General features: G+C 61.3%; 26 protein-coding genes. 22 read left to right on the forward strand and 4 right to left on the reverse strand.

Annotation, left to right across the window (positions count from 1 at the left end; genetic code table 11):
- Nucleotides 1-4: 4 nt before the first annotated feature.
- The 14 genes from rpsH (at nt 5) to TM1040_RS05720 (ending at nt 9,683) form a co-directional block, all read left to right on the forward strand.
- Nucleotides 5-397 (forward strand): 30S ribosomal protein S8, encoded by a 393-nt coding sequence (rpsH, locus tag TM1040_RS05655; RefSeq protein ID WP_011537619.1) that lies wholly within the window; start codon nt 5-7, stop codon nt 395-397.
- A 15-nt stretch (nt 398-412) separates the two neighbouring features.
- Nucleotides 413-946: a 50S ribosomal protein L6 gene (rplF, locus tag TM1040_RS05660; protein ID WP_011537620.1), complete on the forward strand. Its 534-nt coding sequence runs from the start codon at nt 413-415 to the stop codon at nt 944-946.
- Nucleotides 947-957: 11 nt separating this feature from the next.
- Nucleotides 958-1,317, forward strand: coding sequence for a 50S ribosomal protein L18 (gene rplR, locus TM1040_RS05665; RefSeq protein WP_005621834.1), 360 nt, complete (start codon nt 958-960; stop codon nt 1,315-1,317).
- Nucleotides 1,318-1,484: 167 nt separating this feature from the next.
- Entirely contained in the window at nt 1,485-2,048 is a 564-nt protein-coding gene (gene rpsE / locus TM1040_RS05670; RefSeq protein WP_009176874.1) for a 30S ribosomal protein S5, read from the forward strand.
- A 12-nt stretch (nt 2,049-2,060) separates the two neighbouring features.
- On the forward strand, nt 2,061-2,249 hold the full coding sequence (gene rpmD / locus TM1040_RS05675) for a 50S ribosomal protein L30 (RefSeq protein ID WP_011537621.1): 189 nt from the start codon (nt 2,061-2,063) through the stop codon (nt 2,247-2,249).
- A gap of 224 nt (nt 2,250-2,473) precedes the next feature.
- Nucleotides 2,474-2,689, forward strand: a complete 216-nt coding sequence (locus tag TM1040_RS05680) for a DUF1127 domain-containing protein (protein WP_011537622.1) — start codon at nt 2,474-2,476, stop codon at nt 2,687-2,689.
- A gap of 556 nt (nt 2,690-3,245) precedes the next feature.
- Nucleotides 3,246-3,716 carry a 50S ribosomal protein L15 gene (gene rplO, locus TM1040_RS05685; RefSeq protein WP_011537623.1) on the forward strand — a complete coding sequence of 157 codons (471 nt, stop codon included), beginning with the start codon at nt 3,246-3,248 and terminating at the stop codon, nt 3,714-3,716.
- Between the two features lie 110 nt (nt 3,717-3,826).
- Nucleotides 3,827-5,191 (forward strand): preprotein translocase subunit SecY, encoded by a 1,365-nt coding sequence (gene secY / locus TM1040_RS05690; RefSeq protein WP_011537624.1) that lies wholly within the window; start codon nt 3,827-3,829, stop codon nt 5,189-5,191.
- A complete protein-coding gene (locus TM1040_RS05695; protein WP_011537625.1) occupies nt 5,188-5,769 on the forward strand; it encodes an adenylate kinase in 582 nt (193 codons plus the stop codon). Before secY ends, TM1040_RS05695 begins: the two co-directional genes overlap by 4 nt.
- A gap of 408 nt (nt 5,770-6,177) precedes the next feature.
- Nucleotides 6,178-6,546 carry a 30S ribosomal protein S13 gene (gene rpsM, locus TM1040_RS05700; RefSeq protein ID WP_011537626.1) on the forward strand — a complete coding sequence of 123 codons (369 nt, stop codon included), beginning with the start codon at nt 6,178-6,180 and terminating at the stop codon, nt 6,544-6,546.
- A gap of 16 nt (nt 6,547-6,562) precedes the next feature.
- Nucleotides 6,563-6,952, forward strand: a complete 390-nt coding sequence (gene rpsK / locus TM1040_RS05705) for a 30S ribosomal protein S11 (RefSeq protein ID WP_011537627.1) — start codon at nt 6,563-6,565, stop codon at nt 6,950-6,952.
- Nucleotides 6,953-7,065: 113 nt separating this feature from the next.
- Nucleotides 7,066-8,082 carry a DNA-directed RNA polymerase subunit alpha gene (locus TM1040_RS05710; RefSeq protein ID WP_011537628.1) on the forward strand — a complete coding sequence of 339 codons (1,017 nt, stop codon included), beginning with the start codon at nt 7,066-7,068 and terminating at the stop codon, nt 8,080-8,082.
- Between the two features lie 146 nt (nt 8,083-8,228).
- Entirely contained in the window at nt 8,229-8,654 is a 426-nt protein-coding gene (gene rplQ / locus TM1040_RS05715) for a 50S ribosomal protein L17 (RefSeq protein ID WP_011537629.1), read from the forward strand.
- A gap of 120 nt (nt 8,655-8,774) precedes the next feature.
- A complete protein-coding gene (locus tag TM1040_RS05720) occupies nt 8,775-9,683 on the forward strand; it encodes a hypothetical protein (RefSeq protein WP_011537630.1) in 909 nt (302 codons plus the stop codon).
- Between the two features lie 15 nt (nt 9,684-9,698).
- Here the strand turns inward: TM1040_RS05720 and TM1040_RS05725 are convergent, their stop codons facing one another.
- A complete protein-coding gene (locus TM1040_RS05725) occupies nt 9,699-10,037 on the reverse strand; it encodes a zinc ribbon domain-containing protein YjdM (protein ID WP_011537631.1) in 339 nt (112 codons plus the stop codon).
- Nucleotides 10,038-10,115: 78 nt separating this feature from the next.
- Nucleotides 10,116-11,015, reverse strand: a complete 900-nt coding sequence (locus tag TM1040_RS05730; RefSeq protein WP_011537632.1) for an NAD-dependent epimerase/dehydratase family protein — start codon at nt 11,013-11,015, stop codon at nt 10,116-10,118.
- Between the two features lie 164 nt (nt 11,016-11,179).
- On the opposite strand from TM1040_RS05730, the gene TM1040_RS05735 reads away from it, so the two are divergent.
- Entirely contained in the window at nt 11,180-11,833 is a 654-nt protein-coding gene (locus TM1040_RS05735; RefSeq protein ID WP_011537633.1) for a YitT family protein, read from the forward strand.
- Here TM1040_RS05735 and TM1040_RS05740 read toward each other — a convergent pair.
- Complete coding sequence (locus TM1040_RS05740) at nt 11,820-13,217, reverse strand: MATE family efflux transporter (RefSeq protein WP_011537634.1); 1,398 nt, start codon at nt 13,215-13,217, stop codon at nt 11,820-11,822. The genes TM1040_RS05735 and TM1040_RS05740 overlap by 14 nt on opposite strands.
- Nucleotides 13,218-13,575: 358 nt before the next feature.
- On the opposite strand from TM1040_RS05740, the gene TM1040_RS05745 reads away from it, so the two are divergent.
- From TM1040_RS05745 to TM1040_RS05755, 3 genes are all read left to right on the forward strand, one after another.
- Nucleotides 13,576-14,670 carry a 3-deoxy-7-phosphoheptulonate synthase gene (locus TM1040_RS05745; RefSeq protein ID WP_011537635.1) on the forward strand — a complete coding sequence of 365 codons (1,095 nt, stop codon included), beginning with the start codon at nt 13,576-13,578 and terminating at the stop codon, nt 14,668-14,670.
- Nucleotides 14,671-14,867: 197 nt separating this feature from the next.
- The gene (locus TM1040_RS05750; RefSeq protein ID WP_011537636.1) at nt 14,868-16,265 is read left to right on the forward strand and encodes a trypsin-like peptidase domain-containing protein; all 1,398 of its coding nucleotides are present in this window, start codon (nt 14,868-14,870) and stop codon (nt 16,263-16,265) included.
- A 1-nt stretch (nt 16,266) separates the two neighbouring features.
- Nucleotides 16,267-17,598 (forward strand): replication-associated recombination protein A, encoded by a 1,332-nt coding sequence (locus tag TM1040_RS05755; RefSeq protein ID WP_011537637.1) that lies wholly within the window; start codon nt 16,267-16,269, stop codon nt 17,596-17,598.
- A gap of 68 nt (nt 17,599-17,666) precedes the next feature.
- On the opposite strand, the gene TM1040_RS05760 is transcribed toward TM1040_RS05755, so the two are convergent.
- On the reverse strand, nt 17,667-19,070 hold the full coding sequence (locus TM1040_RS05760) for a multicopper oxidase family protein (protein WP_044026648.1): 1,404 nt from the start codon (nt 19,068-19,070) through the stop codon (nt 17,667-17,669).
- Between the two features lie 201 nt (nt 19,071-19,271).
- On the opposite strand from TM1040_RS05760, the gene crcB reads away from it, so the two are divergent.
- From crcB to TM1040_RS05780, 4 genes are all read left to right on the forward strand, one after another.
- Nucleotides 19,272-19,652, forward strand: a complete 381-nt coding sequence (crcB, locus tag TM1040_RS05765; RefSeq protein WP_044026649.1) for a fluoride efflux transporter CrcB — start codon at nt 19,272-19,274, stop codon at nt 19,650-19,652.
- Complete coding sequence (locus TM1040_RS05770; protein WP_011537640.1) at nt 19,649-20,695, forward strand: RluA family pseudouridine synthase; 1,047 nt, start codon at nt 19,649-19,651, stop codon at nt 20,693-20,695. Before crcB ends, TM1040_RS05770 begins: the two co-directional genes overlap by 4 nt.
- Complete coding sequence (locus TM1040_RS05775) at nt 20,692-21,360, forward strand: HAD-IA family hydrolase (RefSeq protein ID WP_011537641.1); 669 nt, start codon at nt 20,692-20,694, stop codon at nt 21,358-21,360. Before TM1040_RS05770 ends, TM1040_RS05775 begins: the two co-directional genes overlap by 4 nt.
- Nucleotides 21,361-21,427: 67 nt before the next feature.
- Nucleotides 21,428-22,132 (forward strand): ATP12 family chaperone protein, encoded by a 705-nt coding sequence (locus TM1040_RS05780; protein ID WP_011537642.1) that lies wholly within the window; start codon nt 21,428-21,430, stop codon nt 22,130-22,132.
- Nucleotides 22,133-22,229 lie beyond the last annotated feature (97 nt).

A 22,229-nucleotide genomic window follows, 5' to 3' on the forward strand; every position in this document is an offset into this window, starting at 1 on the left:
CAATATGAACGATCCTATCGGCGATATGCTCACCCGTATCCGTAACTCTCAGATGCGTGGCAAATCCACCGTCATGACCCCGGCGTCCAAACTGCGCGCATGGGTTCTGGATGTGCTGCAGTCCGAGGGCTACATCCGCGGCTACGAGAGCGCGACTGATGAACGCGGCCACCCGGCGCTGGAAATCAGCCTCAAGTACTACGAAGGCGAACCTGTCATTCGCGAACTGAAGCGGGTCTCCAAACCCGGTCGTCGCGTTTACATGGGCGTCAATGACATCCCGTCGGTCCGTCAGGGCCTGGGTGTGTCGATTGTCTCCACCCCCAAAGGTGTGATGTCGGATGCAAACGCACGCGCGGCCAACGTTGGTGGCGAAGTGCTTTGCACCGTCTTCTAAGGAGGCCTCAGCACAATGTCTCGTATTGGTAAAAAACCGGTCGAACTGCCCAGCGGTGTTTCCGCGAGCCTGTCCGGCCAGACCATCGAAGTGAAGGGCCCGAAAGGCGCCCAGACCTTCACCGCAACCGACGACGTGACCCTCACCGTTGAGGACAACGTGGTGAAAGTTGAGCCGCGCGGCAAATCCAAGCGCGCGCGTCAGCAGTGGGGCATGTCCCGCACCATGGTGGCCAACATGGTCCAGGGCGTCACCCAGGGTTTCAAGAAAGAGCTTGAGATCCAAGGTGTTGGTTACCGTGCTCAGATGCAGGGCAACACCCTGAAGCTGAACCTCGGCTACAGCCACGACGTCGATTTCACTGCCCCGGAAGGTGTGACCATCACCGCTCCGAAGCAGACCGAAATCGTTGTGGAAGGTGCAGACGCGCAGGCGGTTGGCGAAGTGGCGGCGAAAATCCGCGACTGGCGTCGTCCCGAGCCCTACAAAGGCAAAGGCATCCGCTACAAGGGCGAATTCATCTTCCGCAAGGAAGGCAAGAAGAAGTAAGGACAAGCAAAATGGCAAACAGCAAACGTACCCTGTTTCTGAAGCGTCGTCTGCGCGTCCGGAACAAGCTTCGCAAGGTGAACGCAGGTCGTCTGCGTCTCTCCGTGCACCGCTCGAACAAGAACATCTCTGTTCAGCTGATCGACGACGTCAAAGGTGTGACTCTCGCCGCAGCCTCGACCCTGGAAAAGGATCTTGGTTTTGTGGGCAAGAACAACATCGAAGCGGCAACCAAAGTGGGTTCCGTGATCGCAGAGCGCGCGAAAGCGGCTGGCGTGACCGAAGCATACTTCGATCGTGGCGGTTTCCTCTATCACGGCAAAGTGAAGGCTCTGGCCGACGCTGCGCGTGAAGGTGGTCTGAAGATCTAAGGATCAACCGGGCGCCCCGCTGGCCGGGGCGCCCGAGCGATTTTGGAAAGAGTGGACCGCCTTGGTGGTCCCGATGATCCGGGAGCAGGCCGTGTTGCAGGCTCACCAGGATTGGAACATTTGACGGGGCGGTCTGACTTCCTCGTCACATCATGAAGGAATGCCAAATGGCAGAACGTGAAAACCGCCGCGGCAACCGCCGCGACCGTGAAGAGACACCGGAATTCGCAGATCGTCTGGTCGCGATCAACCGCGTGTCCAAAACCGTTAAGGGTGGTAAGCGCTTCGGCTTCGCCGCGCTCGTCGTCGTAGGTGACCAAAAAGGTCGCGTCGGCTTCGGCAAAGGTAAAGCCAAAGAGGTGCCCGAGGCGATCCGCAAGGCAACCGAGCAAGCCAAGCGCCAGATGATCCGCGTGCCGCTGAAAGAGGGTCGTACCCTGCACCACGACATGTACGGTCGCCACGGCGCCGGCAAAGTGGTCATGCGCACCGCTCCGGAAGGTACTGGTATCATCGCCGGTGGTCCGATGCGTGCTGTGTTTGAAATGCTGGGCATCAAGGACGTGGTTTCCAAGTCCGTTGGCTCTCAGAACCCTTACAACATGATCCGCGCCACCATCGACGGCCTGAAAAAAGAGCAGAGCCCGCGCTCTGTTGCTCAGCGTCGTGGCAAAAAGGTTGCTGACATCCTGCCCAAGCGGGACGAAGCACCCGCGGAAGCAGAAGCGTAAGGAAACTGATCCATGGCTAAAACCATCGTCGTGAAACAGATCGGCTCGCCGATCCGTCGCCCCGCCGAACAGCGCGCAACCCTGATCGGTCTGGGCCTGAACAAGATGCACAAGACCCGCGAACTGGAAGATACCCCTTCCGTGCGCGGCATGGTCAACAAGATCCCGCATCTGGTGGAAATCGTCGAAGAGCGCGACTAAGCCTCTTTGTCGACAAGACTTTGAAAACGCCCGCGGAGAAATCCGGGGGCGTTTTTTCGTCAGGGGAGAGCGCGCGTTCTATGCATCTGCGGCATAGCGGGTGTTCCGAACCGTCAGTTGTTAGCGCCAACAAGCTGCCTTATCTTCGCAAGTGTCAAAGGAATTGAACAGAGACAACAAGAGCCGCGGAAACCCGTCCCGGCTAGAGATAAGGACCAAAACACATGGCACATGTACTGAACACAAACATCGCATCTTCCTCTTTTGTGGCACGCCTGCGCGACGCCATCGAGCAGACCCGCAGCTCCTGGGCGCTCTACAAGGAATACAAGAACACCTATAACGAGCTGGCCTCCCTCACGGATCGCGACCTGGCCGATATCGGTGTGCGCCGCTGCGACATTGCAGACCTGGCCCGCAGCCACGTCTACGGCGCCTGATCGCGCGTCTGACAGGACTTTTCGGCCAGGTTCCCTTCCTCCTCCCTCGGGGAGCCATGGCCCATCAAGAGCGCCTCCACATCGTGGGGGCGTTTTTGTTGCGCGGGGGGGCGTACGCTCTGGTGAGGAGATTTTCAGCTCGATCAGGCATCGTGTTCGGCGTGTTGCGCAACACGCGGGCCTGCGGTGGCATGTAGGTCCACCCCGGAAAACGGGGCCCCGGAATGACGTCCGGGGCTGCAAGGTCAGATATCTGTTCTTCTTGGAGGGTGACGCCTCTGAACCCATTCCGAACCGGCGGCGCCGCCACCTTTAACGGGACGCACCAGCAGCCAAAGACATCGATAGAGGCGAATGGCGGCAGGGCAGGGGCCCTGCGGCCCGATACGGCATTGTTGCCGTCCGCTCCGCGTGGGGCAAGTCAAACCTTGATCCTGCTGTGCATCCCGTCTATACGCCCCCGGTGGCTATCTGTGCCGCAAGAATCAAAACCAAGAAATGCCGTGTCTGACCCTGCTCGCTTCATGGGGTCACTTCCGGCTTTAGGAGAAGCGATATGAAACTCAATGAACTGCGCGACAACCCAGGTGCATCCCCGAAACGGACCCGCGTTGGCCGTGGTCCGGGCTCCGGCAAAGGTAAAATGGGTGGCCGCGGTATCAAAGGTCAGAAGTCCCGTTCCGGTGTGGCGATCAATGGCTACGAAGGTGGCCAGATGCCGCTCTACCAGCGTCTGCCCAAGCGTGGCTTCAACAAGCCCAACGCGAAGAAGTACGCTGTTGTGAACCTCGGCCTGATCCAGAAATTCATCGACGCAGGCAAGCTCGACGCAGCTTCGATCACCGAAGACAGCCTCGTGGCATCCGGCCTCGTCCGTCGCAAGCTCGACGGCATCCGCGTGCTGGCGAAGGGTGAATTCACCGCCAAGGCGACCATCGCTGTGACCGGTGCCTCCAAGTCTGCCGTTGAGGCAGTTTCCAAGGCAGGCGGCGCCCTGACCGTGGCATCTGAGGCCGCAGCTGAGTAACGGCTTGTGAGCGGCGCGTAAGCCGCTTACATAAGTCATCAGTTTTCCCATACGCCGTCCGAGCCGGAAAACGGTTCCGGGCGGCGTTTTCGCAAGAAGAGACTCCTTTTATGGTATCAGCAGCAGAACAAATGGCGGCGAACACCAGCTGGGCAGCGCTCGGCAAGGCCACGGATCTGCGCAACCGCATCCTGTTTACGATTGGACTTTTGATTGTCTATCGTTTGGGCACTTGGATTCCCGTTCCGGGGATCGACGCCGATGCATTGCGCCAGTTCATGGACACCGCCGGGCAAGGCATTGGCGGCATGGTGTCGATGTTTACTGGGGGCGCTTTGGGCCGCATGGGTATTTTTGCCCTCGGCATCATGCCCTATATCTCGGCCTCCATTATCGTGCAGTTGCTGACCTCGATGGTGCCCGCGCTCGAACAGCTCAAGAAAGAGGGCGAGCAGGGCCGCAAGAAGATCAACCAATATACCCGTTACGGCACCGTCCTGCTGGCAACCGCTCAGGCCTATGGCCTCGCAGCATCGCTGGAAGCCGGGGATATGGCGTTTGATCCGGGTCTCTATTTCCGCCTGTCGTGCATGATCACGCTGGTGGGCGGCACCATGTTCCTGATGTGGCTGGGTGAGCAGATCACCAACCGCGGCATCGGCAACGGTATCTCGCTGATCATCTTCGTCGGCATCATCGCCGAAATCCCCGCCGCCATTGTACAGTTCTTTGCCTCTGGCCGCTCTGGTGCGATTTCTCCGGCCGTGATCATTGCTGTGATCGTGATGGTGGTTGCGGTGATCATGTTTGTGGTCTTCATGGAGCGTGCGCTGCGCAAGATCCACATTCAGTATCCGCGTCGCCAGGTGGGTATGAAAGTCTATGACGGCGGCTCTTCGCACCTGCCTGTCAAGGTCAACCCGGCGGGCGTGATCCCTGCGATCTTTGCCTCCTCGCTGCTCTTGCTGCCGACCACGATCTCCACCTTCAGCCAGGGCTCTGCTTCGAGCCCGGTGATGAGCTGGCTCTTGGCCAACTTTGGCCCCGGTCAGCCGCTCTATCTGCTGTTCTTTACGGCGATGATCGTGTTCTTTGCGTATTTCTACACCTTCAACGTCTCCTTCAAGCCGGATGACGTGGCGCAGAACCTGAAGAACCAGAACGGCTTTGTGCCCGGCATCCGCCCCGGCAAGAAGACCGCGGAATACATCGAATATGTGGTGAACCGCGTCCTCGTCCTCGGCTCTGCCTATCTCGCGCTGGTGTGCTTGCTGCCTGAGATTTTGCGCAACAATTTCGCAATTCCGGTTTACTTTGGCGGCACCTCGGTTCTGATTGTGGTCTCTGTGACCATGGACACGATCCAGCAGGTACAGAGCCATCTTCTCGCGCATCAGTACGAAGGCCTCATTGAGAAGAGCCAGCTGCGCGGTCGGAACAAGAAACGCACCAAACGGGGACCGTCTCGTCGATGACCAATATTATTCTTCTGGGCCCGCCCGGCGCGGGCAAGGGAACGCAGGCCAGCCACCTGGTCAAGACCCGCAACATGACCCAGCTCTCCACCGGGGACATGCTGCGCGCGGCGCAGTCCTCCGGCTCCGAGATGGGCAAGAAGGTCGCGGCGATCATGGCCGAGGGCAAGCTCGTCACGGATCAGATCGTGATCGGTCTTATTCGCGAGCGTCTGCAAGAAGGTTCCGAGGGCGGCTTCATCTTTGACGGCTTCCCACGCACCCTCGCGCAGGCAGACGCGCTCGAGAAGCTCCTGACCGAAATGGGCCTGAAGCTTGATGCAGTGATCGAGATGCAGGTGGATGACGAGGTGCTCGTGAAGCGCATCGTCAACCGCGCCGAAGAGGCCCGCGCTGCGGGCAAGGAAGCGCGCGCCGATGACAATGAGGACTCGGTCCGTATCCGGCTGATGGAATACTACAAGAAGACCTCGCCGCTTATCGGCTATTACTGGGCCAAGGGCAATCTGCAGCGTCTGGACGGCATGGCCTCCATCGACGAAGTGCAGAAATCCATCGCTTGGATTCTGGGCGACTGATCGCACCCGTCGCGTTCACGCGGTGCATGAAATAGACCAGACAGGCTGCCCTTGGGCGGCCTGTTTTGTTTTGGACGCAGGGCAGGGCGCAGGGGTGGGCCAAGAGAGGCGCGCAGGGTCGAATTGCCCAGAGATTATGCATTGCGGCGCGCCTCAGGATGGGCGATACGGGATTGACGCAACAGGAACTTCAGCCCGTGCCAGTTGATGCCGGTTTCAGGGTTGACCCATAGGTCAAATCCACATACCAACCGACATCCCTGCTGGGAATCATTCCAGGCGGGCAATTTGCGTTGTCCACCTGATTACCTCGATACATCCGAGACCCTTTGGCCCATGCCAACTGGTTGAGTGTTGTGAAAAAAGGTTCTGGAGCTACGGAACCGCAACCAAAAAGGAAAGTGACACGTGGCACGTATTGCCGGCGTTAACATCCCGACCGCCAAACGGGTTCCGATCGCCCTGACTTATATCACGGGTATCGGCCCTGCATCCGCCAAAGCTATCTGTGAGGCCGTGAACATCGACGCAACCCGTCGTGTGAACGAACTCTCCGACGCAGAAGTTCTGGCCATCCGCGAACACATCGACGCCACCTACACCGTTGAAGGTGACCTGCGTCGTGAAGTGCAGATGAACATCAAGCGCCTGATGGACCTGGGCTGCTACCGTGGCCTGCGCCACCGTCGCAACCTGCCGGTTCGTGGTCAGCGCACCCACACCAACGCTCGTACTCGCAAAGGCCCCGCAAAGGCCATTGCCGGTAAGAAGAAGTAAGGGAGGGTCCTGACAGATGGCACGCGATAAAACCCGCACGAAGCGTAAAGAGCGTAAGAACATTGCATCGGGCGTTGCCCATGTGAACTCCTCGTTCAACAACACCAAGATCCTGATCTCTGACGTTCAGGGCAACGCGATCTCCTGGTCCTCCGCTGGCACCATGGGCTTCAAGGGCTCCCGTAAGTCCACGCCCTATGCCGCGCAGATGGCTGCAGAAGACGCAGGCCGCAAGGCACAGGATCACGGCGTAAAGACCCTCGAGGTCGAGGTTCAAGGCCCCGGTTCGGGTCGTGAATCCGCCCTGCGCGCGCTGGCCGCAATCGGTTTCAACATCACCAACATCCGTGATGTGACCCCGATCGCACACAACGGCTGCCGCCCGCCGAAGCGCCGCCGCGTCTAAGCGACACAAACTTTGACTGAGGCCTTGTCTTGGACAGGGCCTCAGTTCGTCATTTGAAACCTCGGGCGTCTGATCCTTTGGACATGGGGTTCAGACAGGAATGGAGGGAACGCATGATCCATAAGAATTGGGCAGAATTGATCAAGCCCACGCAGCTTGAGGTGAAACCGGGCAATGATCCGGCACGTCAGGCAACGCTCGTTGCGGAACCGCTGGAGCGTGGCTTTGGTCTGACGCTCGGCAACGCGCTGCGCCGCATCCTGATGAGCTCGCTGCAAGGCGCGGCCATCACATCCGTCCAGATCGACAACGTGCTGCACGAGTTTTCCTCCGTGGCCGGTGTTCGTGAAGACGTCACAGACATCATCCTGAACCTCAAGCAGGTCTCCCTGCGCATGGAAGTCGAAGGGCCCAAGCGCCTGTCGATCAATGCCAAAGGTCCGGCCGTCGTCACCGCAGGCGACATTGCCGAAACCGCTGGCATCGAAGTTCTGAACCGCGAGCACGTCATCTGCCACCTCGACGATGGTGCGGATCTGTTCATGGAACTCACTGTCAACACCGGCAAAGGCTATGTCTCTGCCGAGAAGAACAAGCCCGAGGACGCACCGATTGGTCTTATTCCGATCGACGCGATCTATTCCCCGGTCAAGAAGGTCTCTTACGACGTTCAGCCGACCCGCGAAGGTCAGGTTCTGGACTATGACAAGCTGACCCTCAAAGTTGACACCGACGGCTCCATCACCCCCGAAGACGCGCTGGCTTTTGCGGCCCGCATCCTTCAGGACCAGCTGTCGATCTTCGTGAACTTCGACGAGCCGGAATCCGCAGGTCGTCAGGACGAGGACGATGGTCTCGAGTTCAACCCGCTTCTCCTCAAGAAAGTGGACGAGCTGGAACTGTCCGTGCGTTCGGCAAACTGCCTCAAGAACGACAACATCGTCTATATCGGCGATCTGATCCAGAAAACCGAAGCCGAGATGCTCCGCACCCCGAACTTCGGCCGCAAGTCCTTGAACGAAATCAAGGAAGTGCTGTCTGGCATGGGTCTGCACCTCGGTATGGACGTCGAGGACTGGCCGCCGGACAACATCGAAGAGCTGGCCAAGAAATTCGAAGACAGCTTCTAAGCTGGACTTTCGATCCGAGGGGGGCTAAGGCCCCCTTCAAAATTCCCGGAGCTGCCGGGGAAAATCCGGGCCTTCCGCCCCAAGGTGAGCAGCCGACACGCATCAGCTGCCTGACAAAGCAAAACGCAAGTTAAAGGATATCAAAAATGCGTCACGCACGTGGTTATCGCCGCCTGAACCGTACTCACGAGCACCGTAAGGCCCTGTTCTCCAACATGGCTGGCTCGCTGATCGAACACGAACAGATCAAGACGACCCTTCCCAAAGCAAAAGAACTGCGTCCGATCATCGAAAAGATGATCACGCTGGCAAAGCGCGGCGACCTGCACGCTCGCCGTCAGGCCGCGTCCAAGCTGAAAGAAGACAAGGACGTTGCAAAACTGTTCGACGTTCTGGGCCCGCGCTACAAGGATCGTCAGGGCGGTTACGTCCGCATCCTGAAGGCCGGTTTCCGTTACGGTGACATGGCGCCTATGGCGATCATCGAATTCGTTGACCGCGACGTTTCCGCCAAAGGCGCAGCCGACAAGGCCCGTCTGGCAGAAATCGAAGCTGTCGAAGACGAAGAATAAGATCTCGCGGTCATCTGACCGTCTGACTTTCCCCCGCTCTGGCAACAGGGCGGGGGTTTTTGCTTTTCGGACCCGACCTTGGCAGCTAACATCCGCTCAAGGTACATTTTTGGGCAAGGCATGTTTAATCAGATTATCACGAAGGCCGCGTTCATACTGGGTCTGAGCCTCGCAGGGGCGCTCCCTGCTGGTTCAGAAACTGTCGCAGGGCAAGAAGATGCCGCATACCTCTCTGCACGCGAGGATTGGTTGGCGGGAAACGACATCAAGGCACTTAAAGCTCTTGGTGTTCTGGCAAGGCAAGGCAACACCGCTGCCCAAATACTTTTGTCACGGATCGCCGCATCGAAGCTTACACATCAGCATGTGACGGCAGATTTACCGCGTCGCGAGCGCATCGCCTTGCTGCGCAAGGAACAGGGATTGTCTGGCAAGGATTGGCTGACAGAGGCGCGGTCTTCTTCTGAACTTGTAGAGGCGCTTTGGACATTGAACAGAACCCCGGATGCGATGGACGCAGGACAAGCTGTCGAAATCCTTTGGGACCACGGCGAGGCCAAAGCCGCAATCAATATGATGCTTGAAGCGTGGTCTCGGGGCGAAGAGGATAGCGTTCTGAAACGGATCGAAGCGAGCAGTCACGATCTCGGACCCGATGGGGCGCAGATGCTGGCCTTCCTGAAAGGAGATATTGACCAATGGCGAGTGGACGAGCTGCGCGGGCGGCTTGCACTTGAAGGGTTGCTAGAGCCGCTCACCAGTCTCTCGGATGCGTCCCGCTTGGCCAAGGTGGAGGAGATTCCTTCTCTGGAGCCATTGAGCAAATATTGCGCGGCCACCTGTCCCGAGTCCGTTGCGCTTTGCCTCAGATCGGGGCTTCGTGCTGCAACCGTTGCCGGTCGCTTCCCACAGCCTTTCGCAAGCCCGTCGCAATCCCTCATTCCCGACGAGGAATACTGGGACAGTGCCCGATTTCAGGGTGATTTCTCGGCGCTCATGAAGGCCGGAGGTGGGTTGACCTGCGAGTAGCCGCAGCGATGCGCGCTACTCTGCCGCCTTTTTCACGAACTGGCTCTTGAGGCCCATCTGGCCGATGCCGGGCACTTTGCAGTCGATGTCGTGATCTCCGTCCACCAAGCGGATGCCGCGCACCTTGGTGCCGACTTTGACCACAGAGGAGGAGCCTTTGACCTTGAGGTCCTTGATCACCGTTACGGTGTCGCCATCGCTCAGCACGTTGCCGACGCTGTCGCGTACCACCGGCGCGTCTGAGGCGGTCTCGGCGGACCATTCATGGCCGCACTCGGGGCACACAAGCAGCGCGTCCATTGCATAAGCATAAACGGAGCCGCATTCGGGGCAGGGGGGCAAGCTATCTGTCATGTCCCGTCTTTAGCGCCCCATGCGCGCCGCGCACAGGGTTATTTCAGTCTAGGTTCTATTCTCTGGTCGTCCCGGTGATCAGGCCTCGCGCGGGTCATTGAGGTACATTCGCCAATTGTGCTCCGGCGCAAATCCCAACATCCGCTTTGCTTTCTCGATGGAATAGAAGGTCTCCGTCTCGCCCATCTCGGCCTTGGGGATGCCGCGATAGTAGTGGCTGATGATCTCCGAGGTGCTGAGGTTCACCGAATGGTCCTCATTGGCGACGTTGAAGATCTCATAGCCAAGCCCGTCGGCGTCCAGACAGCGCTGCACCATCTGGCCGAGGTCGCGGGCGTCGATATAGGCAAAGATATTGCGCCGTCTGAGTTCGGGATCGGCCATATAGGCTGGGAAGTTCGCCTTGTATTCATGGGGTTCGATCACGTTGTTGATGCGCAATCCATAGATGTCGGCGCCACTGCGGCGTTGAAAGCTCAGCGCCGCCTGTTCATTGGCCACCTTGGACATTGCATAGGCGTCTTCGGGCACCACCGGATGTGCTTCGTCGATCGGCAGATACTCGGGCTTGCGCTCGCCCCCGGCAAAACAGATGCCATAGGTGGTCTCGGACGAAGCAAAGATCACCTTGCGCACCCCCGCCTTCAGGGCGGCGTCGATCACATTGTAGGTGCCCACGGTGTTGATCCGGTAGCACTCATTGTCCGACCGCATCAGCAGGCGCGGGATGGCTGCAAAATGCACCACCGCGTCAAAGGGCGGCGGGCTCCGATGCTGCTCCATCTCGTCATATCCGGCCCAGGCGTGCATCACGTCATGCATCTGACCCGCATCGGTCATATCCGCGATGCGATTGTCCACACCGGGCAGATCGAGCGGGGTGAGATCCACATTGACGACCCGATGCCCCTGCGCCAGCAGATAGGCGATGACATGGCGTCCAGCTTTGCCAGAGCCTCCGGTGAACAGAATACGCATGATGGCCTCCTCTCCTTGCGGCGAGGATAGCGGTAACGGCGCTGTGGTCCAGTGCACGCTTACGTGATCTTTGCCGTCACGGCCGAGTCCCCCCGGCGGCCTCGGCGATTGTTTTATGTCCTGCAGCGGCTTATCACGGGAACACAGCCTCAAGGAGACCGCTGATGCGCACCCCACAGACCAAACCCCTCCTGACCCTGTTTGATCTTCAAGGGTTGGTGTTCGGGGTATTGATGTGCTCGCTCGGGGTGGTGTTCCTCAAGGCGGCAGGGCTAGTGACGGGACAGACGGCAGGCATTGCGCTCTTGTTGTCCTATGTGCTGCCGCTCGGCTTTGGGCCGTTGTTTTTTATGATCGGTCTGCCGTTTCTGGTGCTGGCGTGGGTCAAACGGGGCGCGGTCTTTGCCCTGCGCACGGTCCTCGTGGTGCTCGGGATCTCTGCCGGGGCGCAGATCCTGCCACTCTACCTGAGCTTTGACACGCTGCACATTGGGATTGCTGCGCTTTTGGGCGGGGCCTGTAGCGGGGCGGGGCTCATTGCGATCTTTCGCCACAACGCTTCGGCGGGGGGGATGACGATCCTCGGGATCATCATCGAGCACCGTACCGGCTTTAAGGCGGGCTGGTTTCAGCTTGGCGTTGATGCTTGCGTTTTTGCGGTCTCGGCTCTGGTGCTGTCGCCCGAGCAGCTGATCTATTCCTTTGTCGGGGCGATGTTCACCAACCTCTGCATCGTGTGGAACTTTGACGTTGCCCAAAGCGGCACGGGCCGCCCCGGATACGGGCGCGCGGCCCCAAAGGGCGCTAGCGACGACTGAAGGCCAGGATGATCTGGCGCGCCTGACGCTGGAACAGGCCGGGACCCTTGGGGGCGCCGCCGCGCGCCTCGACCTCTGCGATCACCCGCCGTGCAAGCCAGATCGCAAAAAGCCCAAAAATCACGCCGCCCACGGCCTGGCCGATCAGCGCGCCCGGGGCGCCAAAGAAATGCGCCCCGATCCAGACCAGAGGAATGGTCCCGATGGTATGCCGCCCCCAGTTAAGCCATGTGGAATGAAACGGATGGCCGAGGTTGTTAAAGCTGGCATTGGCCACAAAAATCGCCCCGTTGAAGAAAAACGCCAGCGCAAGCGGGCCGCAAAAGAGGTAGATCAGCGAGAGCGCGGTCCCTTGCGCATCAAACAGCGCCGCAATGGGCGCGCGCAACACAAAGAGGATCGCGGTCACGGCCACCACAAAGAGCCCCGTGAACAGGAGCGCGTCCCAGAACGCGCGCCGCACGCGGTCAAAATTCCCCGCCCCGTAGTTCTGCCCCACGATAGGGCCAATCGCCCCCGAGAGCGCAAAGATGGTGCCAAAGGCCAGCGGTGACATCCGCGCAATCACGGCCATGCCCGCCACGGCCTCCTCACCAAACTCCGCCATCGCGCGGGTGACAAAGGCCTGTCCCACGGGCGTGGCAAGCTGTGTCAGGATCGCGGGAAAGGAAATCGCAAAGATCGGCGCAAGCCCGGCCACAAAGAGCGCAAACGGCGGGCGCTCCAATCCGCCGTGGTGGCGAAAGATTGGCCCCAGGGCAAAGACCGCAACCGCAACGCGCGAGGCGGCACTGGCCCAGGCCGCACCGATCAGCTCCAGATCGAAGCCGAAGATCAGGATCGGGTCGAGCGCTGCATTGACCACGCCGCCTGCAATGGTTGCCATCATGGCGCGTCGGGCATCGCCATGGGCGCGCAGGATCGCCCCTCCGGCCATCCCCATCAGCAAGAGCGGCAGCGTCGGCACGATGATCTGCAGATAGGCCACCGCCAGATCGAGCGCGCGCCCCTTTGCCCCCAAAAGCGCCACCAGCGAGGCGAGGTTGAACCAGATCACCAGCGCAAATATGGCTGAGAAAATCCCGCCCCAGATCAACGCGTTAGAGGCTTGCTGGCGGGCCAGAACGGACTCCCCGGCCCCCAGCGCCCGCGCCACAAGGGCGCCCGCGGCAATGGCGATCCCGATGTTGAAGGAGGTGGTGAAAAACAGGATGGCGCCCGCATAGCCCACCGCCGCGGCCAGCTCTTCCTTGCCGAGCATGGCGATGAACACCATGTCGATGAAATCCACCGCAAATACCGCCATCAACCCCACCGATGAGGTCAGCGACATCACCGTGATATGGCGCAGCAGGTTGCCCTTGAGAAACTTGGCCTGTTCCATCGGAGATCTCCTCGGATCGGGTTGGACTCGGTGCGGAGCCTCCGCCACCCTTAACTAAGCGCCTGACACAGAAGTATAAACCCTGCGCCTTGTGTTTTGAGGTCTGGCCCGCTGACGCTCCGCGTGATTTGGGGGATCGACAGGCTGGCGAATCTCGGCTAGCGTCCGGCCCATGACCCAACAGTTCGCTCAGTTCTGGTATTACTTTTATCCGCGCCACATGGCGGACGGAGGGTCTTTGCGTTTCTGAATTGAACTGACAGAAACAGCCGAATACCACACCAAACCGCCCCGGGACCGAGGGCGGTTTTTTGTTGCCCAGAGGTCCACGCGGGGCCCCCGCCCAAGGAACCGCCCGATGACCACCCTCTCTCAGACACCGACCCATGATCTGCGCATCACCGACATGCAGGAATTGATCTGCCCCGAAGCCCTCGCGGTGAAACACCCGCTGACAGATGCCGCGCGCGAAACCGTGCTCTCGGCGCGCGCCAGCATCCAGAAGATCCTGCATGGCGCCGACGACCGGCTGGTCGTCGTGGTCGGCCCCTGTTCGATCCACGACCCGGAGGCCGCGCTGGACTATGCGCGCCGTCTTGCGCCGCTGCGCGCCGAGCTGGGCGATGCGCTTGAGATCGTGATGCGGGTCTACTTTGAAAAACCGCGCACCATCGCGGGCTGGAAGGGGCTGATCAACGACCCCAACCTTGATGGGTCTTTCCGCATCAACAAGGGGTTGTCGGTCGCCCGCAAGCTCTGCCTGGATCTGAGCGAAATGGGCCTGCCCGTGGGGACCGAATTCCTCGATGCCTCGGTGCCGCAATACATCAGTGATCTGGTGAGCTGGGCCGCGATTGGCGCCCGCACCACCGAGAGCCAGATCCACCGCGAAATGGCTTCGGGCCTGAGCTGCCCGGTGGGCTTCAAGAACGGCACCCGCGGCAATGTGCAGATCGCCATTGACGCGGTGCGCTCGGCGGCCACACCGCATCATTTCATGGCGCTGGCCCCCTCGGGTCTCGCGGCGATTGCGGCGACGGCCGGAAACCCGGATTGCCACATCATCCTGCGCGGCGGCGGTGGTACCAACTTTGATGCCGAGAGCGTGGATTCAGCCTGCAAAAAGGCCGAAGCCGATGGCATCCGTCCGCAGGTGATGATCGACGCAAGCCACGCCAACTCTGCCAAGGATCCCGCCAAACAGCCCGAGGTGCTCTCGGATGTGGCCGGCCAGATGGCACAGGGTGAGACCCGCATCACCGGCATCATGATCGAAAGCCACCTCGAACAGGGTCGTCAGGATCTGCCCAAGGACGGGGACCTGTCGAAACTCACCTATGGTCAGTCGATCACCGACGGCTGCATCGGCTGGGAGCAAACCGAGGCCGAGCTGCGCAAACTGGCCCAGGCGGTCAAAACACGCCGCACGCAGGGCGCCCGCCTGGCGGGTTGAGCTCGGATCAAAACGAAACGGGGCGGTGCACCGCCGCCCCCCTTCATCTTCTGACCAAAATATCCCGGGGTGAACTGACCGCAGGTCAGGAGGGGCAGCGCCCCTCAGCCGCCTTTGTGCTGTTGCGCAGCAGCGGCTTGCAATCCCCTGCGCGCCTTCGCATATCATCAGGACCAAAATCACGTCCCGGAGGCCCCATGATCCGCAGTCTCGCCCTTCCCCTGACGATTGCCCTCGCAACTGCTCTGCCGCTTGCGTCACCAGCAGAGACCAAGATCCCGCAGAGCCAGACCGAGATCTCGCTGGGCTTTGCCCCCTTGGTCAAAGAGGCCGCGCCCGCTGTGGTGAATATCTATGCCAAGATCATCCGTCAGGACCGTGCGCGCAGCCCCTTTGCCGATGATCCTTTCTTTGATGATTTCTTTCGCCAGTTTGCCCAGCCGCGCCCAAGGGTGCAGAACTCGCTCGGCTCTGGTGTAATCCTCTCCGAAGATGGCATCGTGGTCTCCAACTATCACGTCGTGGGCGAGGCGTCGGATATTCGCGTGGTGACCAACGACCGCCGTGAATATCAGGCCGAGGTGATCCTTGCGGATCAGGCGTCCGATCTGGCGATCCTGCAACTGCAAGATGCCGAAGGGCTGCCGCATCTGGGATTGCGCAACAGTGATGAGGTCGAGGTGGGCGAGCTGACCCTGGCCATCGGCAACCCGTTCGGGGTCGGTCAGACGGTGTCCTCCGGCATTATTTCCGGGCTTGCGCGCACCGGTACCGGCGGCGGGCAGGGCTTTGGCTATTACATCCAGACCGATGCGCCGATCAATCCTGGCAACTCTGGTGGGGCGCTGATTGATGTGAATGGCGATCTCATCGGGATCAACACGCGGATCCTCAGCCGTTCGGGTGGCTCCAACGGGATTGGCTTTGCCATTCCGGCCAATCTGGTGCGTGAATTTGTGCGACAGGCGCGGGCCGGTGCAGAGGAGTTTCAACGCCCCTGGGCGGGGATGACTGGCCAGCCGGTGGATTCCGATCTGGCAGAAGCGCTGGGCCTTGGTCAGGTGGATGGGATGTTGATTTCAGAGCTCCACCCCCAGAGCCCCTTTGTCGAGGCGGGATTTGAGGTTGGCGATGTGGTGCTGGCCGTGGATGGCGAGCCGGTGAACTCGCCCTCGGAGATGGCCTTTCGCTTGTCGGTGGCGGAACTGGGCGGCACCAGCGCGGTGACGCGGGTGCGTCAGGGCAAGACGGACACTGTTGAGGTCGCCTTGATCGAAGCGCCTGACACCCCCGCCGCCGATCCGATCACGCTGAGCGAGCGCACCCCGATGCCGGGTCTGGTGGTGGGACGGGTGAACCCGCAGGTCATCACCAAGATGCAGCTACCGCTATCGACCGAGGGTGTTGTGGTGATGGACCCCGGCCCCTATGCCGGACGCGGCGGCGTGCGCGCGGGGGATTTGATTTTTGCGATCAACGGCGAGGCGGTTGAGGCCCCCGAAGATGTAGCAAATCTCCTGATGAGCAGTGACCGCTGGATGCGGATGGACCTGATGCGTCAGGGCCAGCGCGTGTCTCTGCGGTTCCGGCTCTGACATGGCGGATCTCTTTGACAGCGAGGAGGCGGGCGCTCGGGCGGCGCAGAACGGGGCCAGTGATGCCCCGCGCCCGCTCGCGGACCGGTTGCGGCCCCGAACCCTTGCAGAGGTGATCGGGCAGGACCAGGTGCTGGGTGCAGAGGCGCCTTTGGGGGTGATGCTCAGCTCGGGGAGCCTCTCGTCGCTCATTTTCTGGGGGCCGCCGGGTGTCGGGAAGACCACCATCGCGCGGCTCCTGGCGCAGGAGACGGATCTGCATTTTGTGCAGATCTCGGCGATCTTTACCGGTGTACCGGATCTGAAGAAAGTGTTCGAGGCCGCCAAGATCCGGCGCCAGAACGGGCAGGGCACGCTCTTGTTCGTGGATGAGATCCACCGTTTCAACAAGGCCCAGCAGGACGGGTTCCTGCCGCATATGGAGGATGGCACCATCCTTCTGGTGGGGGCCACCACGGAGAACCCGAGCTTTGAACTCAATGCCGCGGTGTTGTCGCGCGCGCAGGTTCTGGTTCTGGAGCGCCTGAGCCTTGCGGATCTGGAGCGGCTGACGCAGCGCGCGGAACAGGCGCTGGAGCGCCGCTTGCCGCTGTCGCCCGAGGCGCGCGATGCGCTGCATCAGATGGCCGATGGCGACGGGCGGGCGCTCTTGAATTTGATCGAGCAGGTCTCGGCCTGGAAGGTCGACCAGCCCCTGGGCCGCGAGGCGCTGGCGACGCGGCTGATGCGGCGGGCGGCGAAATACGACAAATCCGGCGATGAGCATTATAACCTCATCTCGGCGCTGCATAAATCGGTGCGCGGTTCGGACCCGGATGCGGCCCTTTATTGGTTTGCGCGGATGCTGGAGGGCGGCGAGGACCCCAAATACCTCGCCCGGCGCCTGACCCGGATGGCGGTGGAGGATATTGCGCTCGCGGATCCGCAGGCGCAGGCGATCTGCCTTCAGGCCTGGGAGGCCTATGAGCGGCTAGGCTCGCCCGAGGGCGAGTTGGCGCTGGCGCAGGCGGTGATCTACCTCGCGCTCGCGCCCAAGACCAACGCGGGCTACATGGCCTATAAGGCGGCGCGGCGTCTGGCCAAGGAGACCGGGTCGATGTCGCCACCCAAACATATCCTCAATGCGCCGACCAAGCTGATGGCGGAGCAGGGCTATGGCAAGGGCTATGACTACGACCATGATGCCGAGGATGGGTTTTCGGGGCAGAATTATTTTCCCGACGGGGTCAAACGCCCTGTGCTTTATCAGCCGGTGGAGCGCGGGTTTGAGCGCGAACTGCGCAAGCGCACGGAATTCTTTGCCAAGAAACGCATCCAGCGCCAAGGAGAGTAAATCAGGTTTTGCGGACAAAACCTGAAGGCCTCCGGCGGGGATATTTTCTGTTAGAAGAAAGGGCGGCGTCAGGCTGTGACGCGCACCCATGTGCCCATGCCCGCGGCGTGATGCGACAACATATGGCAGTGAAAGAGCCAGTCGCCTGCGTTGTGCGCCTGAAAAGCGATCTCGCGGGTCTCTCCCTGCAGCATCAGGAGTGTGTCGCGCAGGGGGCCGAGGCTGCCGTCCGCACGGACCTCGGAGAAATGCATGCCATGGAGGTGCATCGCATGCGGAAAGCGAGTGTCGTTGACCATGCGGATGCGAATGGTCTCGCCGAGGCGCGCGGTCACAAAGGGCTCAGGCGGGCGGCCGGCGCTGCCGTTGAACGCCCAGAACTGCCCCAATTGGGCGAGATCCTGACCGGAGAGATCCTCGCCCTTGAACCTGGCGCCGCTGAGCCACGCCATCGCGCCGCCCTCGGTGATGAGATCGACGCTGCGCGCGGACGGGAGGTCGATCGGGAAGTCGGGATTGGGGGGCAGAGCGCTGGGCGCGGGGCGGCGGGCGCGGGTGCCGGAAGCCACCGGGAAGCGCGCAAGCTCGTAGCCACCATCGCGTTCAAACTGTACAAGGAAGGCGTCTTCGCCTGCGGCTGCGGTCACATCCACAAAGAGGTCGACGCGCTGGGCGGGGGCAAGCAGGAGCCGGTCCGGCAGCGCCTCAGGGGTGGCCAGCGGCATACCGTCATAGGCCATCACCCAGCCCTCGAGGCCCTGCAGGCCGAGGGTGAAGATACGCGCATTGGCGCTGTTGATGAGGCGCAGGCGCAAGCGGTCTCCGGTTTTGACGGGATGATCGGCAACCATTTTGCCATTGCAGAGCAGGATGTTCCCCATGCGCCCGGCGTGTGACAGATCGTGCGGCACGGCGAAATTGGCATCTATCGCCGCCTCGGCTGTGACGCGCAGGTCGTCGATCACCAGCGGCAGGTCCTGATCCACGTCGGGCGCGTCGGGTTCTTCGATGATCAATGCGCCTTGCAGGCCACGTTCGACCTGCTCCACCGATTGCGCGTGGGAATGATACCAATATGTGCCCGCATCGGGCAGGGCGAAGTCATAGGTGAAGCGCGTGCCGGGCTGGATCGGATCCTGGGTGACGCCCGGCACCCCGTCCATGGCATTGTCGATGCGGATGCCGTGCCAATGGAGGCTTGTGGCCTGCGGGAGCTGGTTGTCGACCTCAACCACCAGACGCGCGCCCTGTGTCCGGCGCAGGGTTTCGCCCGGCATTGTGCCGTTGACGCACCACAGATCTGTGGCGGGATAGTCGGTTGGTGCAATCTGCTGGCGGGCCGGGGCAAGGGTCAGACGATGCGCCGCTGATTCCACATTTGTCTCTGTGCTGGCCTGTGCAAAGCGGGGCAGGGCGGGCAGGCTGGCACATGCGGTGAGACCTGCAAGGACATGGCGACGGCTGGGGTTCATGACACACCTTTTGGATTTCGATGTCATAACCCTAGTGGGCGGCCGCGCGGGGGCAAGACTTCCACCCACTGGAAGCTGTCGCATTTGTGAAGCGTTCAGCGAGGAGCTGGTCGGGGCTTGCGTCTGGTGCAGAGCGGCCATGGGGGCCGGGATGAGCCGCAAAACTTGACATCCTGCGCGCCCCGCGCGAAGGGAGCGGGCATGTTGATAACCGTATTGAATGTGGCGCTTGGGGGCGCGATCGGCGCAAGCTGTCGCTACCTGATCGGTGTCGGCGTGCTGCGCGCGCTGGGACCGACGGGGTTTCCGGTCGGGGTGCTTGGGGTGAATATCCTTGGCTCTGCCCTGATGGGGGCCTTTGTGGTGCTGGCGGCGCATAAGGGGCTGACGCATCTGTCGCCCTTTGTGATGACCGGCGTTCTGGGCGGGTTCACCACATTTTCGGCCTTCTCACTGGAGGCGGTTACCTTGTTCGAGCGTGGGGCCTACGGGCAGGCCGCGCTTTATATTGGCCTCTCCGCAGGCCTGTCTATTGCAGCCCTTGCCCTTGGCATGATGGCGGCCAGAGGAGTGCTGACATGAGCGGCGTGCAAATGATCACCGTGACCGAAGACGACGGCGGCCAGCGGATCGACCGCTGGTTGCGGCGTCTGTTCCCGCATGTGAACCAGGGCCGCATCGAGAAGATGTGTCGCAAGGGCGAGCTGCGTCTGGATGGCGGTCGCGTCAAGGCCAACACCCGTGTTGAGGCGGGACAGGTTGTGCGGGTGCCCCCGCTGGCCGAGAGCGACATGAAACCGGCCGAGGCGCGCCCGGTGAAGATCTCGGATGCTGACGCCAAGATGATTCGCGATTGCGTGATCTACAAGGACGACGATGTTCTGGTGATCAACAAACCGGCCGGACTGGCGGTGCAGGGCGGCTCTGGCACCACCAAACACGTAGATGGCCTCTCGGAAGCACTGCGCTTTGACGCCGAGGACAAGCCGCGGCTGGTGCATCGTCTCGACAAGGACACATCCGGGCTCTTGGTGCTGGCGCGCAACCGCAAGGCGGCGCAGGGGCTGACCGCAGCCTTTCGCCACAAGAACACCCGCAAGATCTACTGGGCCTTGGTGGCAGGCGTGCCGACGCCCTACCTTGGCGAGATCAAGACCGGGCTCGTAAAGGCGCCGGGACATGGCAAATCCGGCGAGGGCGAAAAGATGATCCCCGTTGATCCGCGCGATGTGGATGCCACGCCCGGGGCAAAGCGCGCGCATACCTATTATGCCACGCTCTACCGCGTTGCGAGCCGTGCAAGCTGGGTCGCGATGGAGCCGGTGACGGGCCGCACCCACCAGCTGCGTGCGCATATGGCGGGCATGGGGCATCCGATCATTGGCGATGGCAAATATGGCGGCTCGGGTCAGGAGAACCTCGGCGATGGCTGGGGCGCGCAAATCGGCGGTCTGATCTCGAAGAAACTGCACCTGCATGCGCGCCGTTTGCAGTTCGAACACCCCGTCACCGGCAAAGTGGTGACAGTGACTGCCGCGCTGCCCGACCACATGAAAGAGAGCTGGGACACCTTTGGCTGGACCGAGGATCTGGCCGCCGACGACCCGTTTGAGACGCTGTTTTGACCTCTGCGCTAAAGCTCATTCTGTTTGATGTCGATGGCACCCTGGTGGACAGCCAGGGGACCATTGTGGCCTGCATGAACGAGGCCTTTGAACGCGAGGGGCTTGTGCCCCCGTCGCATGCGGCGATCCTCTCGATTGTGGGGCTGTCGCTGCCGCAGGCGCTGGCGCAACTGGCACCGGAGCAATCGGCGCAGGCACAGGGTGCGCTCGTAGAGGGCTATAAGCAGGCGTATATGGCAGCGCGACAGCGCGAGGGGGCAGCACATTCGCCGCTCTATCCCGGTGCGCGCGAGGTGCTGGACACGCTTCATGCGGTGCCGGAATACATCCTTGGTGTGGCCACCGGCAAATCTCAGCGCGGGTTGGACGCGCTGATCGAGGGGCATGATCTGGGAATGTTCGTCACCCGTCAGGTGGCCGATCACCACCCCTCCAAACCGCATCCCTCGATGATCCTCACGGCGATGTCGGAGACGGGCATCCCGCCTGCCGACACGGTGATGATTGGCGACACCACATTCGACATGGAGATGGGTCGCGCCGCCGGGGTCAAGACCATCGGCGTGGATTGGGGCTATCACCCGGCTGCGCATCTGCGCGCCGATCACATGCTTTCGGACTATCGCGCCCTGCCGGATCTGCTGCGCCGGATCTGGTCGGACTGATCCCGTCAGCGACCACGCTAGAGACAAAGACCGAGACGAAGACCGAGACGAAGAAGGACAGACCTAGATGAGTGAATGGAAACAGAAGCGATTCTGGAAAGCAGTCAGCGTCGAGGAGGACGACAGCGGTTTTGCCGTGGCTCTGGACGGGCGGCGCGTGAAAACACCGGCAAAAACCGCGCTATTGGTGCCCACGCGCGCGCTGGCCGACGCCATCGCCGCCGAGTGGGACGCACAGGAGGAGCAAATCGACCCGCTGTCGATGCCCTACACGCGCTCTGCCAATGCGGCCATCGACAAGGTCGCGGTACAGTTTGCCGAGGTGGCGGATATGCTGGCGGAATACGGCGACAGTGATCTGTTGTGCTACCGCGCCGAAAGCCCCGAAGGACTGGTGGCGCGGCAGAGCGAATCTTGGGACGCAGCGCTCGATTGGGCCGAGGGCGCGCTGGGCGCACGCCTCTTGCCGCGTGCCGGGATCCTGCATGCACCCCAGGATAGCGCCGCTTTGGAGACCCTGCGCACCCGAGTGCATCAAATGACGCCGTTTCAGCTCGCGGCCTTTCACGATTTGGTGGGGTTGACCGGATCCTTGATCCTTGGATTCGCCACCGCAGAGGGCTGGCGCGCGTTGGATGAGATCTGGGAAATTTCGCGCATTGATGAGCGCTGGCAAGAAGAGCTCTGGGGCCCCGATGACGAGGCACAGGCCATCGAAGCCCAGAAAAAACAGGCCTTTGAGCACGCGGCAGCCTTCTACGCCCGCGCCTGAGCCGCGCGCCGAGAGCAGTGCGAATCCATCTGCGTTTTTGCGACATCGATGGCGGCGTTCCGGTCGGAGCGCCGTTTGCCGAATCGCGCGGTCTGTG

Source organism: Ruegeria sp. TM1040, from assembly GCF_000014065.1.
Classification (GTDB): Bacteria; Pseudomonadota; Alphaproteobacteria; order Rhodobacterales; family Rhodobacteraceae; genus Epibacterium.

Bases quoted from the DNA above. Each gene is read 5' to 3' on its own strand.
- TM1040_RS05755 (WP_011537637.1), top strand. From the start codon at position 16,267: ATGGCGGATCTCTTTGACAGCGAGGAGGCGGGCGCTCGGGCGGCGCAG.
- TM1040_RS05770 (WP_011537640.1), top strand. From the start codon at position 19,649: ATGAGCGGCGTGCAAATGATCACCGTGACCGAAGACGACGGCGGCCAG.
- rpsH (WP_011537619.1), top strand. From the start codon at position 5: ATGAACGATCCTATCGGCGATATGCTCACCCGTATCCGTAACTCTCAG.
- TM1040_RS05750 (WP_011537636.1), top strand. From the start codon at position 14,868: ATGATCCGCAGTCTCGCCCTTCCCCTGACGATTGCCCTCGCAACTGCT.
- rplR (WP_005621834.1), top strand. From the start codon at position 958: ATGGCAAACAGCAAACGTACCCTGTTTCTGAAGCGTCGTCTGCGCGTC.
- TM1040_RS05745 (WP_011537635.1), top strand. From the start codon at position 13,576: ATGACCACCCTCTCTCAGACACCGACCCATGATCTGCGCATCACCGAC.
- rplO (WP_011537623.1), top strand. From the start codon at position 3,246: ATGAAACTCAATGAACTGCGCGACAACCCAGGTGCATCCCCGAAACGG.
- rpsE (WP_009176874.1), top strand. From the start codon at position 1,485: ATGGCAGAACGTGAAAACCGCCGCGGCAACCGCCGCGACCGTGAAGAG.
- rpsK (WP_011537627.1), top strand. From the start codon at position 6,563: ATGGCACGCGATAAAACCCGCACGAAGCGTAAAGAGCGTAAGAACATT.
- TM1040_RS05725 (WP_011537631.1), bottom strand. From the start codon at position 10,037: ATGACAGATAGCTTGCCCCCCTGCCCCGAATGCGGCTCCGTTTATGCT.
- crcB (WP_044026649.1), top strand. From the start codon at position 19,272: ATGTTGATAACCGTATTGAATGTGGCGCTTGGGGGCGCGATCGGCGCA.
- rplQ (WP_011537629.1), top strand. From the start codon at position 8,229: ATGCGTCACGCACGTGGTTATCGCCGCCTGAACCGTACTCACGAGCAC.
- rpmD (WP_011537621.1), top strand. From the start codon at position 2,061: ATGGCTAAAACCATCGTCGTGAAACAGATCGGCTCGCCGATCCGTCGC.
- TM1040_RS05740 (WP_011537634.1), bottom strand. From the start codon at position 13,217: ATGGAACAGGCCAAGTTTCTCAAGGGCAACCTGCTGCGCCATATCACG.
- TM1040_RS05780 (WP_011537642.1), top strand. From the start codon at position 21,428: ATGAGTGAATGGAAACAGAAGCGATTCTGGAAAGCAGTCAGCGTCGAG.
- TM1040_RS05720 (WP_011537630.1), top strand. From the start codon at position 8,775: ATGTTTAATCAGATTATCACGAAGGCCGCGTTCATACTGGGTCTGAGC.
- TM1040_RS05695 (WP_011537625.1), top strand. From the start codon at position 5,188: ATGACCAATATTATTCTTCTGGGCCCGCCCGGCGCGGGCAAGGGAACG.
- TM1040_RS05710 (WP_011537628.1), top strand. From the start codon at position 7,066: ATGATCCATAAGAATTGGGCAGAATTGATCAAGCCCACGCAGCTTGAG.
- rplF (WP_011537620.1), top strand. From the start codon at position 413: ATGTCTCGTATTGGTAAAAAACCGGTCGAACTGCCCAGCGGTGTTTCC.
- TM1040_RS05680 (WP_011537622.1), top strand. From the start codon at position 2,474: ATGGCACATGTACTGAACACAAACATCGCATCTTCCTCTTTTGTGGCA.
- TM1040_RS05730 (WP_011537632.1), bottom strand. From the start codon at position 11,015: ATGCGTATTCTGTTCACCGGAGGCTCTGGCAAAGCTGGACGCCATGTC.
- secY (WP_011537624.1), top strand. From the start codon at position 3,827: ATGGTATCAGCAGCAGAACAAATGGCGGCGAACACCAGCTGGGCAGCG.
- TM1040_RS05735 (WP_011537633.1), top strand. From the start codon at position 11,180: ATGCGCACCCCACAGACCAAACCCCTCCTGACCCTGTTTGATCTTCAA.
- TM1040_RS05760 (WP_044026648.1), bottom strand. From the start codon at position 19,070: ATGAACCCCAGCCGTCGCCATGTCCTTGCAGGTCTCACCGCATGTGCC.